18 protein-coding genes are annotated in these 13,981 nt (G+C 33.8%); 4 read left to right on the top strand and 14 right to left on the bottom strand.

What is annotated here, in order from left to right:
* Nucleotides 1–274 precede the first annotated feature (274 nt).
* From CHL1_RS05305 to CHL1_RS05290, 4 genes are read left to right on the top strand one after another with little or no spacing between them, the layout of a single operon-like run.
* Nucleotides 275–805 carry a hypothetical protein gene (locus CHL1_RS05305; protein WP_250935098.1) on the top strand — a complete coding sequence of 177 codons (531 nt, stop codon included), beginning with the start codon at nt 275–277 and terminating at the stop codon, nt 803–805.
* Nucleotides 784–1,683 carry a hypothetical protein gene (locus CHL1_RS05300; RefSeq protein ID WP_250935097.1) on the top strand — a complete coding sequence of 300 codons (900 nt, stop codon included), beginning with the start codon at nt 784–786 and terminating at the stop codon, nt 1,681–1,683. Before CHL1_RS05305 ends, CHL1_RS05300 begins: the two co-directional genes overlap by 22 nt.
* Nucleotides 1,671–1,835, top strand: a complete 165-nt coding sequence (locus tag CHL1_RS05295) for a hypothetical protein (RefSeq protein WP_250935095.1) — start codon at nt 1,671–1,673, stop codon at nt 1,833–1,835. The genes CHL1_RS05300 and CHL1_RS05295 overlap by 13 nt, the downstream gene beginning before the upstream one ends.
* A complete protein-coding gene (locus CHL1_RS05290; protein WP_250935094.1) occupies nt 1,822–2,187 on the top strand; it encodes an EscU/YscU/HrcU family type III secretion system export apparatus switch protein in 366 nt (121 codons plus the stop codon). Before CHL1_RS05295 ends, CHL1_RS05290 begins: the two co-directional genes overlap by 14 nt.
* A gap of 138 nt (nt 2,188–2,325) precedes the next feature.
* On the opposite strand, the gene CHL1_RS05285 is transcribed toward CHL1_RS05290, so the two are convergent.
* From CHL1_RS05285 to CHL1_RS05220, 14 genes are all read right to left on the bottom strand, one after another.
* Nucleotides 2,326–3,459, bottom strand: coding sequence for a polysaccharide pyruvyl transferase family protein (locus tag CHL1_RS05285; RefSeq protein ID WP_250935084.1), 1,134 nt, complete (start codon nt 3,457–3,459; stop codon nt 2,326–2,328).
* A complete protein-coding gene (locus CHL1_RS05280; protein WP_250935082.1) occupies nt 3,456–4,955 on the bottom strand; it encodes a glycosyltransferase family 2 protein in 1,500 nt (499 codons plus the stop codon). The genes CHL1_RS05285 and CHL1_RS05280 overlap by 4 nt, the downstream gene beginning before the upstream one ends.
* Nucleotides 4,956–4,971: 16 nt before the next feature.
* On the bottom strand, nt 4,972–5,409 hold the full coding sequence (locus tag CHL1_RS05275) for a hypothetical protein (RefSeq protein ID WP_250935080.1): 438 nt from the start codon (nt 5,407–5,409) through the stop codon (nt 4,972–4,974).
* A gap of 56 nt (nt 5,410–5,465) precedes the next feature.
* Nucleotides 5,466–5,780 carry a radical SAM protein gene (locus CHL1_RS05270; RefSeq protein ID WP_250935078.1) on the bottom strand — a complete coding sequence of 105 codons (315 nt, stop codon included), beginning with the start codon at nt 5,778–5,780 and terminating at the stop codon, nt 5,466–5,468.
* A gap of 16 nt (nt 5,781–5,796) precedes the next feature.
* A complete protein-coding gene (locus tag CHL1_RS05265) occupies nt 5,797–6,597 on the bottom strand; it encodes a radical SAM family protein (protein WP_250935077.1) in 801 nt (266 codons plus the stop codon).
* Nucleotides 6,598–7,413, bottom strand: a complete 816-nt coding sequence (locus tag CHL1_RS05260) for a radical SAM protein (protein ID WP_250935075.1) — start codon at nt 7,411–7,413, stop codon at nt 6,598–6,600.
* 3 nt (nt 7,414–7,416) lie between these two features.
* Nucleotides 7,417–8,517, bottom strand: a complete 1,101-nt coding sequence (locus CHL1_RS05255) for a Coenzyme F420 hydrogenase/dehydrogenase, beta subunit C-terminal domain (protein ID WP_276520475.1) — start codon at nt 8,515–8,517, stop codon at nt 7,417–7,419.
* 24 nt (nt 8,518–8,541) lie between these two features.
* A complete protein-coding gene (locus CHL1_RS05250; protein WP_250935038.1) occupies nt 8,542–9,135 on the bottom strand; it encodes an acyltransferase in 594 nt (197 codons plus the stop codon).
* Nucleotides 9,111–10,052, bottom strand: a complete 942-nt coding sequence (locus tag CHL1_RS05245) for a glycosyltransferase family 2 protein (protein WP_250935036.1) — start codon at nt 10,050–10,052, stop codon at nt 9,111–9,113. The genes CHL1_RS05250 and CHL1_RS05245 overlap by 25 nt, the downstream gene beginning before the upstream one ends.
* Before the next feature lie 42 nt (nt 10,053–10,094).
* On the bottom strand, nt 10,095–10,877 hold the full coding sequence (gene rfbF / locus CHL1_RS05240) for a glucose-1-phosphate cytidylyltransferase (protein WP_250935034.1): 783 nt from the start codon (nt 10,875–10,877) through the stop codon (nt 10,095–10,097).
* A gap of 84 nt (nt 10,878–10,961) precedes the next feature.
* Entirely contained in the window at nt 10,962–11,738 is a 777-nt protein-coding gene (locus tag CHL1_RS05235; RefSeq protein WP_250935032.1) for a tetratricopeptide repeat protein, read from the bottom strand.
* A 134-nt stretch (nt 11,739–11,872) separates the two neighbouring features.
* A complete protein-coding gene (locus tag CHL1_RS05230; RefSeq protein WP_250935030.1) occupies nt 11,873–12,022 on the bottom strand; it encodes a hypothetical protein in 150 nt (49 codons plus the stop codon).
* A 19-nt stretch (nt 12,023–12,041) separates the two neighbouring features.
* Entirely contained in the window at nt 12,042–13,154 is a 1,113-nt protein-coding gene (locus CHL1_RS05225) for a hypothetical protein (RefSeq protein ID WP_250935028.1), read from the bottom strand.
* A complete protein-coding gene (locus CHL1_RS05220; protein WP_250935026.1) occupies nt 13,145–13,981 on the bottom strand; it encodes a glycosyltransferase family 2 protein in 837 nt (278 codons plus the stop codon). The genes CHL1_RS05225 and CHL1_RS05220 overlap by 10 nt, the downstream gene beginning before the upstream one ends.

The raw sequence follows: 13,981 nt of genomic DNA, 5'->3' as shown, positions 1-13,981 counted from the left end.
TGTTTAGCAGACTTTATCAACATTTACAACCCATTTTCTGTAAATGTCCCGTATTAATTATTTGTCACATATTATATCGACTAAATCCCATGAATCCTTAGTATAATAAAAAGACGTTTGAAAATCGGTCAAAACTTTATCATTTCTGATCTTACCCGAAATAGCTACTGAAATGATTGATTATCTTTTGCTAATACAGTATAATCGTAACTAACATAAATACACTGCCACTTCTCACATTACAAATGTTATTTAAATTGGAAGGAGCTCTCTGTTGGATAGTATCAAAATTACCTCTACCGTTTCCACCCCCAAAGTCACCGATATACCCAGTAAACATACCCCCAGTGATTCTATTTTTGACATCAATAACCTTGATAACGCTGTAAAAATAGAACCGGTGTCAGAAAACTACCAAAAGGAGAGTTTCCGGGAAACCCTATTTCAAAATTTACAAAAAGAAATATTAAAACCGCTGATGAACAGCACCACTGCTGAAGCCGATGCCCTGCGCAAGCTAGTGCTGATATCTGAGCTTTTTGAATCGTCCGCCGGTGCCATTCCCAAAGAAATTCTGGATGGTATTTTTATTAATTCCCAGGATCTCCTCAGTGAATTGCTGCTGCGGGATAAAACCGACTCGATCTTTAAGGGTACTTTTTTTGACAGTCTACGATCACTGGCTAAACTGGAAGGTTACCCCCAGTTAAAGGATGCCATCGTATCAATTCTTCGTCATTATGATGCCTATGTGAATCGCAACCAGACCCTTAATGGGATTTTTTGGAAAGCAGCCGCTTATTGATGACCCTTCCTTCCAAAGAACGGGCACTACTTGAACAGCAACTGATTAAACTGGAAGCGGTATTAAGTAAATCAAACGGAATTGAACAACCCAATCAGGAGCTACAAAACCTGATCAATTTAAAGGCTGCCCAAAATGGTAAACTGGGTGATCAACTTGAACAACGTCTGGCCCGGATTGAGACTCTGTTACAATCTAAAAACCTCAACTACCAGGAAATCCAGCAGCTGCTTAAAAATGAAACCATCCCCACCCTGCGGCAGATTTTGCAGACGCAAGCCTATAGCGATAAAACCTATCAGTCGGTGGCCACCATCATCGATCATATTGTCCGTTATGACAAAGGTAATCCCGAACAACTTGAAGCAGCAGTGTTGCGGTTTTCCCAGGCTTTAAAGCCGCTTTCCAACTTAACCGACAGTGATATTGTAGAAATGAAAAACCAGCTTTTTCGTCATGCTAAAGAGGCCGAGATTCTAGCCGAACGGCTGGAATCTTCTTCCCGAAATCCTGGTGAAGGTGAAAAGGTGGCCCTGGCGCAACTGCTGGAACAGGCCCTGGATGAAAATAACTCCAGTAAAATCATCAATTCAGCCCACAGCCTGTTAGAAACCATGGTTCGGAACGAAAGCCCGATTTTGACGATTATGCACTTTTTAATTCCACTGCGGTTTCTGGATGAAAACTCCTACGGTGAATTTTTTGTGGATAAAGACCCCGCAAAAAAAGGTGAAAAAGGAAAGGCCGAAAACGCCACTGATATCTTTTTCACGATCCAATCGGACCGTTATGGCAATTTTGAGGTGGAGTTGCTGGCCCGTGATAAGAATATTACCCTCAATATCAAATCACCCGCCCCCCGGTGGTGGAAACCTTAAAATCCACCCGTGAACAATTAAGAACCATCGTTGAAGAACAGGGTTATTCCCTGGCTGGTTATGGGGTTGGCGAATACACCCAAAGCCAAACCATCCTGCAGCGATTTCCCAAACTGGCTTTTCGAAAGGTAGGACTCGATGTCACCATCTAAAAATAAAAAAACAAAGGCCGTCCATATTCAGGACGGCCAGATAAAAAATAACAACAACGATCAATCTGATCCGAACAAACCGCTCAAGGTAACCGCCCTGCGCTATGATCCGGAAAAAAACAATTCTCCGGTGATTGTTGCCGCCGGGACGGGTTTTGTCGCCCAGAATATATTAAACGTCGCTGAAGAAAATGGCATCCCCATTTATCACGATGACTCTGCCGCGACCCTGCTGTCAAAGCTCCAAATGGGCCAGGAAATTCCCCCTGAGTTGTTTCAGATTGTGGTAAATATTTATGTCTCCCTGCTTAATTTAGCAGAGGGGAATGATGTCGGGGATCGGCTATTTTGATTTCGAAATGTTCTGAACGCACTTAGAGTTCGCAGCGTATGTAAAAATATTACAAGGATGATATTGTATAAAGAGTTTTTTTTATTCATTTTAATCAACTTCTCATTCTCGCCCAGTTTATCATTATCGCAAATTAGCTCAGCAATATTTGTTATACAATTCCAGTATTTCCCTGTAACTTTTCATTTTATTGGTCAACAGACCTTTTAATTTACTTCTCTCATACCACAATGCTCTGAAATAGCTTGCAATAATTTCAGAGTTCAGAATGTCTTTGACATTCACAATATACTCACCCATACCTAAGTCTATAGCAATACCTTTTGATTTAATCGAATAACCTATCACAAGGCATGGCACACCAGACGAATAAGCGGCTATAGACGCATGTGTTCGCGAAGTAATAAACGCATCACAGCAAGCTATGATATATTTATACTGACTTGCAGTTAAATTTTCATCAATAATCATCACTTTTCTTTTTTCCTCGTCCAACAACGAATCGTACAATTTATTTAGTGCCATTATATCATTATCCATGGGCATTATAACATGAGGGATGAGGACTATTTCGGAATCTGTTTCATTTAAAATACACCTCACAAGTTTTTTCATGTTCTCTAAAATGATGCCAGTTTTTTTCTCCCGCCTCTCAATAAGCGGACTAAAGTTTATGCCAACAAGTGAACGCGCGCTTTTTTTTATCTGATAAAATTCTGGTTTGAGGCCAAAAGCAATATCGGGTAATAATACTATCTCTGACTTAATTCTATGTATCCGAAGCGCATTTTCAGTAAGACCTTCACGGACTAAAATACAATCATAAGTATTTAATACCTTTATCATATCCGTTGAAACAGCTACAGGTTCTATCGAACATCCCCAAAGCACGCTATGCGCCCCTGTTTCTTTTGCCCGTTCTTGAAATACTGCAAGACGATGCCACGTAGGATAACAATAATTGTCACCACCGACCGACAGAAGAGTTGTATTTGAGTCTATGTAAGATAAGGCTTCTGCATACATCTGACGTGCAATTTCATTTTTCTTTTCCGGAGATTCACTTTTTTCTTTTTCCCAAAGTTTTGCATCTGGACTTGTCAGAATATCTGCGTCAATTCTAAAATCTTCATCCTGTTGCTGAAAATGAGTTGAAAGAATAATTTCAGATTCTGGATATTTATTACGGATCAAACTGATTGTTTGTCTAGTTATTGCTTCAGCGCCATGATTATAGGCCCCACCGTGACCATAAATTAGAAATTTAGTCATTTGGTTAACCTCTTTCTCATATTCTCAAAATCCACATCATCCGGTAATATTTCATCCCAATCAGCTAGTTCATTCAATGCATCGGTAAATTGACCTCTATCAATATATAATGATATCTTTTGCTTTTTAAAAAATATAAAACTGTCCGCTTGCTCCATTTTCGCTGATAAATTCATACCTAATGATATAAATGACTCAAAATATTCATCGGGTATATCTATTCCTTTTGATATAACGTTATAAATTTGATTTTGAGTTTCGATTTCATCATCATCTAGTAGATGGAAAATTATTTCTCGAAAAAAAGACAGAAAATCTGCGTTCAAATCACGAAGCAAAGGTAGCTTTGAAGTTATGCATAAAATTGCCACGTCAGCATCTTTGGACAAGTTCATTTTTGAAAGGTTTTCTTTGATTTTTATCAGAAGAATGAATATCATTTTTTCATCCCAACCATTAATCTCATTAGGATATAGACGCATTCCCGCAAGTATAGTAGCTGCCAAATCTAAACCTTCGTTATTCTGAACTTCTTCTTGAGATAGTAACCATTTACCAATTTGATTAAATAGAATTCTAGTTTCTGATTTTACATATTCAGAATTAATCATTTCCTGCATTCTTGTATTATATATAATATCTTTCAAGTTGCTTAATTTATCTAGTGTGCATATGTGCGAATTTAAAAGGACTGTTATTGTGTCTTTTATTGCATAGAAATATACACTAAAAAGAAACAAATAGCTTTCATCCTTAATTGAACCGCCAGACGCAAGAAAATTTTCAGCTTTTTCGAAAAGAAATACATCTGAAAGAATTCTATTTTTATTATAATCATATGATGTTGATTTACTATGCACGATATAGTTATGAAGCACTTTATCAGTAACACCCATTTTTTCAACTAAATATAGACTGTCTATACAGAATGCTGTATCTCCACCATAACCATATCCAGCAACTTTATAGAAATCACTATAGTCAGTATTTTTAATTATTTCCGTTTTTAATATTTTTCCCCAAACTGTTCGGATAAATTGGTAAATAAAACTGAAATTATTTATAATATCAGTTTTATTTAATATCATCTCCTCTTTAGATATTCTGTAACTAGTTTTATTATTATTCAAGTAATGGAATTTTGTTCCTCCGATTGCCATGTCAAGGTTGTATTTCTCCGATAAATCAATCAAAGTTTCTAAGAACGAATTTTCAAACCAATCATCAGAATCCAGATTTGTAAAATATTCTCCTTTAGTCATTTCTTTAGCGTATTGTGGCCAAAATCCTTTTTTATTTATATCATGACGAATATATACAATTCTACTATCCAATTCTGCATACTTTTGAATTATTTTTTTGCTTTTATCAGTTGATCCGTTATCAACTAATATAAATTCAAAATCCGCAAACGTTTGATTTAATACACTTTTTATGCATTTTTCAATGTACTTTTCGGTATTATATGCTTGAGTGAATATTGTAATTTTTGGCATATCTATTATCTATCCTTCAATCTAGTTGTTCCGCAGGTGGAAATCGAGGTGAATCTTCACACATACCATTACAAAATTTACAGGCAGTTAACGAAGAGCATTTTTGAATATCTATCAATTTTTCTCGCTTTTGATTTACAGTAGTATTTTCACTAAGTAAATCAATGAACTCGTTTTCATTTTTTGGTATTACTCCTAGCTCCATACAGCGGTAAGAAGGTCCACAAGGATGAATCTCACCATTTTTTATTGTAAAGCAAAAGTTCATTTTTTGAGGTATTGCGCATTTATTAAAAATCCCATCAATATCCTCTTGTGCAAACCACTTTTGAGTGAAATCTCCAAAATCAATCCAACCATTGCAGTGAGCATTTATTTCATTATTATTTCTTACTGAATAATTGATCCTATTTTTACTAAATAACTCTTCTAGGCTGCTTATTTTAGTGGACAAATGATCTCCATAATCATCAATTAAAAACGATATTTTTTCACATCCGTTTATTACTTTCAAAAACTGATTTTTGGTACAATTGTACCATTAGTAATAATTTCGATTGTTCCAATCTGATTTGAATACTCCAGTAAATGTTTCATTATTTTCTCTAATTCATCATGTATTAGAGGTTCACCACCTGAAACAGTAAACTTATCAACAAAAGATACCATCGAAAAATATTTATCAATTGACAATGCCAAACTTTCATAAGAAAAATGAGGCGGTTTTTTATAATATGGGGAGTAAGCAGTACACAATTTACATTTTAAATTACATCTATAGGTAATTATTATACCACATCTTTTCATTTTTAATTCTGTATTCATAAATTATCTTCCTTATCTATAGCTGTTCTGCTGGTACAAATCTTTCTGAATCATCACATAGCCCATTACAGTATGCACAAGCTGTCAATGATTTTCCGTTTAAAATATTATAAAATTTCTGTTTTTGCTCTTCAATTGAAATAGACCCATCAAATAAATCAATATACTCTTCTTTGTTTTTAGCTATAATGCCAAGTTCCATACATCTCCGTGAAGGTATACACGGGTGTATTTCACCATTCATAATAGAAAAGCAAAATTGGAGTTTTCCTGGATATGCACATTTTTCATATTTCGTTTGTATTTCTTCATTTGAAAAGTGTTTTCTGCTTAAGTCACGAAAATCAACCCATCCTCCACAATGCAAATTGTCACCATTGTAATTTCTAACTCTATAATCTATTCCCTTTTCATCAAACAATGATCTTATATTCGTTATTTTATTGGAAAGTGCTCCGTAATCATCAATCATTATTGTCATTTTATCTTTATATTTAATAAGTACTCTAATTAATTCATCACTTGGATAAATAGTACCGTTTGTTATAATTTCTAATACCCCTATTTGACCAAAATACAGGGATATCTTATCAACTATTAGATAAAGTTCTTCATGTAAAAAGGGTTCTCCCCCAGATATTGTAAATTTTTCAACATGATTTACAATTTCGAAATATTTGACAATTTCTTTTTCGATGTATTTGCTATGAAAATGCGGCGCTGGGTCATAATAAGGTGAAAATGTACAACATAACTTGCACTTTAAAGAACATCTTAATGTACTTGTTAAACCTGTCCCCTTTAAATTCAACTCCATTTATTTTTCCTCCATCAGTTGCTCAGCAGGAGGAAATCGTTCTGAGTCCTCACACAAACCATTACAATATGCACAAGATGTTGTGCTATCGGATCTAAACATAAGTGATATAATATCTTTTTTTTCATTTATTGTAGTATTACTGTCTAGCAAATCAACGTATTCATTTTTATTTTTTGGTATTATTCCAAGTTCCATACGTCTAAAAGAACGGCCACAGCTGTGTAATTCACCGTTTAATATTATCGAAACATCTCTACTTCTAATTGCACATTTTTTCCCTTTTATATCAGTTTCTTTTTGCGTGAAGTGCTTTCTAGAATGATCGCCATAATCGACCCAACCATCACAAAATAGATTCTCCCCGCTGTATTTAATTACTCGATGAGAAATGTCAAGGATCTTTAATTTGTTCTCTAATTCGTCAGCTCTAGTTGATAAAAAACCGTAATTGCTAATTGTTACATGAAGCTTATCTTTATGGTTCTGAAGAATTTCTAAAACTTCATCAGAAAAAAGCATTGTACCGTTTGTAAGTATTAAAATTCTACCTATCTGACTTGAATACTCCATTGTTTTATTTAGTATTCTACCTAAATCCTTGTGAAGCAAGGGTTCGCCACCAGTTATCGAAAAATCTCCTACTTTATCAATAACTCCGAAATAATTATCTATGGTATCAGCAATATAATCATAAGAATAGTGTGGGGGCGTTTTATAGTACGGCGCATAACCACCACATAATTTACATTTTAATGTACATCTTAATGTAATAACTATACCGCTTCTTTTTAATATTAATTGATTAGTTTCCATTAGCTATTTTTCTCTTTCCTTTGAAATATTTTTTATTAATTCCATAAAATCAGTCTCATCTATCTCCTCAAAAAATTTATCTCTGTATATTCCATGTTTAATTGATACGTTTGCACATTGATTATTTTTTAATGCATCAGTTAAGTCACTTTCTTTTCGAAATATCCTTTTTATTAATAAATCATAATTTGCTTTCCCATTTTTTGTATTTATAATAATAAGAGAGATACCTTGTTCAATATCAACATTCTCGTCTCTTAAATTTACACCCCAATAATCAGCAAGTGTTATATCTGAGTATCTTGGCAAACCTTTAAATTGACACTGTGAGCAAGAAGGACGGATGAAAAGGTTATATTTCAAATAACCTTTCATATATGGATCAGTATATCTGTCTGCATAATATTCCTGTCCATTTTCAAACTCAATTTTTGTACAAAATTTGTTCCAACCGTTTTTTTTGTTTTTGAACCAAACCCTTTCGACTTTTGAACCAAACTTATTTTCAAGACTTAATAGATACTTCAAATACGCTTTAGGAGAATTTGCTCCTCTACATATAAAATCACAAGTTAATAAATTTTTATATTCTTTATCTAAAAATCTATTCAAGCCAGATACTTGGCAGGGTGAGCCAACAAACATGGCAAGTTTGCCGTCATCAAGTATTTTTTTTATGCGTGCATATATTTTTCCTGTTTTGCTTTGAACATATTTTGACTGCCTTAGTTTTATAATGTCGTCTTTACAGTTGCTAATATGGTGATGAACTAAGAGATTCTCATCGTAAATTGCTCCAGCAACATAACCACCTTGTAGAATTATCATATGAGCAAGTTCTGAAAATATACCTCCCGACGTACTATTATACCTAATTTCCTTGTTGCGAGACCAAGCTGCGTAAGCTTTCAGTTCTTTTAATTTTTCTGTGCTTTCCAGTGGATTAATAACCGGACAATGTGTAACACACATTTCACAGCTAATGCAGTTTATCACATCTATCTCGGGATATAAAAATCCTTCAGAATCTGATTCCATGGAGATATTACCTTTTGGGCAAACATTTTCACATACTCCACATCCAGTACATTTATTCTTTTCCAATGTTCTAACAGTGTTCGTGATAAGTTACCTCCAATCAACTTTTTCTTTAATTATTTTTGCGGGGTTTCCAGCCGCAACGCAGCCAGCTGGAATATCATGTGTAACAACTGCACCCGCTGCTATTACAGCTCCATCTTCAATTGTCACACCTTTTAAAATAATGGCTCCAACACCAACCCAAACATGGTTTCCTATTATAACTGGTGCTGATAGATTGGTTTGTTCACCACTTTTACCGATTAATTTATGATGATCACTATCATAGATATAAACACCGCGTGCAATAGCTGTACCATTACCAATTGAAACATGCTTTGTACATGCTATAACACAATCAGAATTGACATATGCGTTTGAAAGAGTTAATACTCCTCCAGAAAATATTTCTATGCTTGTATTATAAAATGCCCTAAAATAACCATTAATAGTGAGTCCTGAATTCGCATGCATTTTTAAATATGTTTCTGCATTTGAGCCTTTTCTAATATTATGACCTAAGCTTAAATTTGCATTTAACTCTATTTCAGCTGTCGGATGCACATCAATAATGACATTACCTGAAGTGATGATACGGCCTTTTCCATTACTCTTAATTATTCTACATACTTCTTCATCCATTTTTGTTCAAACTCCATTATATATTTTCCATTATAGAATTCATCCCAGTTTCTTCTTAGCTCACCGCGCATAAACGCCAAAGGTCCGTTGCAATTCAACAGCTCAAATCTATGTATTTTTTCTATCATCGATATCATGTATGACCATTCACTATAAAGAGCAAAATCACCTAGCTCAGGCAATAACTCACTTATATATATTGTTCTCTCCTTAAAAGCTAAGAGGTATTCATACAATTGTTCCGAATTCATCATATTAAATTTTGTTGCAGTACCTGAGTTGTTCCCAGCATGACGAAAAACATAGTACTTAGGTACTCCATGTACCGCCACTGTTTTTGCGTTTGCGAAATAACGATATGTTGTTCTAATATCTTCATATACATTATCTTCAAAGAAACGAATATTATTGAGTAACGATCTGTGAATAAGTTTCATCGGCATTCCAGCGCTGTATAGTTTTCTTTTCAAGAATTCTTCTGTAGCTTGAATTGCATTCATAATATACATCTTATCGAACACATAACCGTTCTTAATTTTATCAAATCCAACTATAAATGAACCGCAAATAGATATGTCTGCATTGTTTAAAACTGCAAGATTATATAAAAACTCTAAAAAATCCGGATCAACATAGTCATCATCATCAATGAAAGAGATATACTCACCTTTAGATACATCTAATCCAATATTTCGCCCGCTTCCAATGTTCCCCCTTCGACAGTGGATAACACTAATACGTGAATCCTTTGATGCATACTTATCAGCAATTGCTCCGCTTTGGTCTGTAGAACCATTATTGACAATAATAAACTCAAAATTAGAAAATGATTGATTTAGTATACTCTCTATTGCTCGTCCGACTAAGTTTTCCCGGTTATAGGTCAACATAATCACACTAATTTTAGGTAGTGACAATTGTTATACCTCCATCATAATACTTTTTTGAAAAAGAATCTATCAATTATTCCAAATCTTCCATAAGGCTTTATTCTTTTCCCATAGGTTTTCTAAAAGAACTTTATCTCTAGTGGTGTCCATACACTGCCAAAAATCATGATGCTTATAAACGCCAAGCTTTCCATCCAAACTTAGTTTTTCTAATGGTTCTCTTTCCAATACGGTGTTATCGTGATCGATGTAATCAAAAATTTCCGGCTCCATAACCATAAAACCAGCATTAACCCAGCCCCCATCCTCACGGGCTTTTTCTCGAAAGCCGATCACTGAATCATCATTATCACCAATCGTTAAAACACCATATCGCCCTCCGGGTTGGATTGCTGAAAGCGTCACTACTTTTCCTGAAGCATGATGTTTTGACACTAATGCATTCAAATCAATATTACTAACACCATCGCCATATGTCATTAAAAATGTTTCATTGCCAGTGTACTTCTGAATCCTTTTTATCCTTCCTCCGGTTTGTGTTTCTAGACCAGTATCTACCACAGTAACCCGCCAAGGTTCAGCCACATTATTATGGACTGTCATGCAGTTATTTTTAGAAAAGTCAAAAGTTACATCTGATCTGTGAAGATAGTAGTCAGCAAAATACTGCTTTATAATATAACCTTTATAACCACAACATATCACGAAATCGTTATAACCAAAGTACGAGTAATATTTCATTATGTGCCATAAAATGGGTGCTCCACCGATTTCTATCATTGGTTTTGGCTTCAAATGACTTTCTTCACTAATACGAGTACCAAGTCCACCTGCTAGTATTACAACCTTCATATCTTAACACCTTTTGCTATCTAAAATAATTTACCGATTTTTCCAAAATACTCAAATTTATTTCGCATAATCAAAATCTACTTTTTATAGTTCTCTAATAATGATAGTAACTTCATTCAATTCAGATTTTGTTTTAGCATTGCATTGCGCTTTTTCATAATAGCTCCTAGCGGTATCTTTTTCTTCTTTCAAACTATATAGGTAACCCATATTAAAATTTAAATCGAAATGATTTGCGTCAATATCAAGCCCTTGCTTAAATAAACTTTCAGATTCATCCAAATTTCCTTCCATCATAGTTATAACCCCTTTAATGGCGAAAATTTCTATATCATCAGTATTTATTTTCTCATATTCATTGACAATCTCTTTTGCTTCTATTAATAATCCCTGCTCTATCAAAGTTTGAATATTTTCTATTATTTTTTGTTGCCATAATCTAAAATCATCATTTTTGCCAATCATTTGATCTGGTAAATCCACTGTTATATCCGTTTCTCCATTAATTCTGGTTTTATTATTGGTATTTTCATATAAACTTTCACGCTCTTCAAATATCAGTGATATTTGTTTTTCTCGCACTTCATAACTTACCGATATATTTTTTATTTTACCAACAATAGAACCAGCATTCAGCTCGTTGGAATTGATAAAGAAATTCTCATTAATACTAACTAATTTATTTGATATCTCTTCATTCATTTGTAATGCCACAAATGGTTTTCCACATAGCAGGGCAATGAAGAGAAATTGATCGCTCATTACAATTGACAAGCCTGACTCAATGAAGTTTCTGAATTCCCGTTTCCCTTTTTTGTTTTGTTTAACATAAATGATTGCCTCATTTTTAAAAACTTCCACAAATTTTTTGCAGAAGTCATGCTGTGTCTCGTCGTAACAATAAACGATAAAAGTATAACCTTGGTTGATCAAAATCTGTATGGCAATTTCTAATTGCTCAATTATCGAGTCCGATGCCTGGTCTTCTGAAGGAATTACGCAATTAAAATCAAGATAAATCTGCTTTTTTTTATTTTTATATATTCATCTGTATTTTCAAAGTCGATGAATCCAAAGTCGATTTTTGAAAAATCAGTGTCAGCGATCATATTTGACAATACCTTTAACTTTTGATCGATTTCCATCAATTGCTCCTCTAAAATACTATTCTAAAACATGCAATTTATCATTGTCAAATTGATCGATTAGTTTTTGAGCGTGACCCTTTAGCTTACCATCTTCCGTCTGATCAATAATCCATGTGACAAACTCTCGAATATCATTTTCCAAATAACCAGTCTCAATAGCTACATCAAAATAATCCAAAGCCTTTTGCATACTCTTACACTTATAATAACAATAACCAATCATAAAATAAAGCGATTTTAGTTCCTTTTTTTGTTGTTCATTGGCCTGACAAATTCTAATGGATTCCATATACATTTCCACTGCTTTATCATAATTGCCTTCGTCTTTAAAAATATTGCCGATTGCTGTTTCAATCCCCAAAATCTCATCTACAAAGTTATCTTTCAGATTTATCAAACAATCAAAGTAATTGTCCTCTTTTAATTTGATCAGCTCACTGAAAATATCAAAAAAGTCTTTAAGATCTTCTTTGTACAAATAAACCTCATCATTCCCCAGAACCAATGCTTCTATTATCCTTTTAAAAGACGGTTTAACCAGATTTGCCAGATTTAACAAAGCTACTTTATCATTCATTAAGAGTGCGGCGACGACTGCCAGTCTGGCATAGGTATTCTCGTAATTGATTTTGTATGCCTCATAAAACTGTCTATATGCTTGCTCATATTTTTTATTTGCCAAAAGCATAATCACCATTGAAAAATCCTGGTGTCCAAACTGACTATTCATATGGGCAACATAATAGGCTAGAAGCTTCCCACTTCGTTGTTTGGTCAATTCCTCAACTAACAGACGCATTTCTTCTAGATTGTTACGATCATAAAGATCGTTAAATGTCGCAATTGTCTCTACGGTATCATTGTTTTCAGTCAGCTTGATTAACTCACGTAAGGCCGGAAGATAGTCTTTTTTTCGTTTAAGTGCTTTTATATAATACTCGATTGCGAGTTTTTCGTCATTTTTATAATAATACAAATATGCGATTGGGCGTTCTATTTCGTGGATTTTTCCTTCTAGGAAATTTATTTCAATATCAGTATAATGCTCTTGCATTCTTAATGTATTCTTGTAATTATTTAATGCTTCTTCATATTTCTTGGCATTAAAATATTTTTCACTCAAAAACATATGAAACATCGGGTGATTTGGAAACTCTGCCAATGCCTTTTGTAAGGGTACTTCAATCTCCCCCCAATTTTTTTTAACTTTATCATTGCAGTAATAATATTCTGATAGACTTTACTGTTCAAGCCCGTCATATTGATTCTATTTTTTAAATATGCGTTCCCATGTGTGATGCACTCTTCATATTTACCTAAAGAAATATACGTATCACTTAAAAAGTAATCAACTGTTGAGTCAGTTGGATTTTTTTCTTTTTCGTCAAGAAGCATTATTAAATTACGTTCGGCCTTTTCATTAATTAGTTCTTTTGAATAGCCAGTATGAAAAATCACCAATTCATTTTGAGGAAGGTATACTACTTTAACATCTTTTTCATCGGAGTGTAGCCTTTCATGAATCGAATTCGTATAATAAATTGATTTTTCTTTCTTAAATATTCTGGTTTGTAAAAATGTACCTACTATTTCACCTGATTTTTTGTCAATATTTATCATTTTGCATCCGATTAGCTTTGCTTTTTTTCGACTTAATTTCTTAATTATCTTTGGGATATTTTTACTTTTTTCCAAATCAAAATACTCATCTGCATCCAGAAAAATGATCCAATCACCTGTAGCTTTGCCTAGTGCATAATTTTTCGCTTTCGCGAAGTCATTTACCCATTCAAAATGGAATACCTCTGCTCCTAAGCTCTTTGCTAACTGCACAGTACAATCAGTTGAACCGGTGTCGACGACTATGATTTCTGAAACAAAACTTTTATAACTCTCAATGCATTTTCTTATATTTTCTTCTTCATTTTTTACAATCATACATGCTGATATTTTCAT

This window comes from Acetobacterium wieringae, assembly GCF_023700225.1.
Lineage (GTDB): Bacteria > Bacillota > Clostridia > Eubacteriales > Eubacteriaceae > Acetobacterium > Acetobacterium wieringae.
This window is presented reverse-complemented; position numbering and strand designations above follow the sequence as displayed.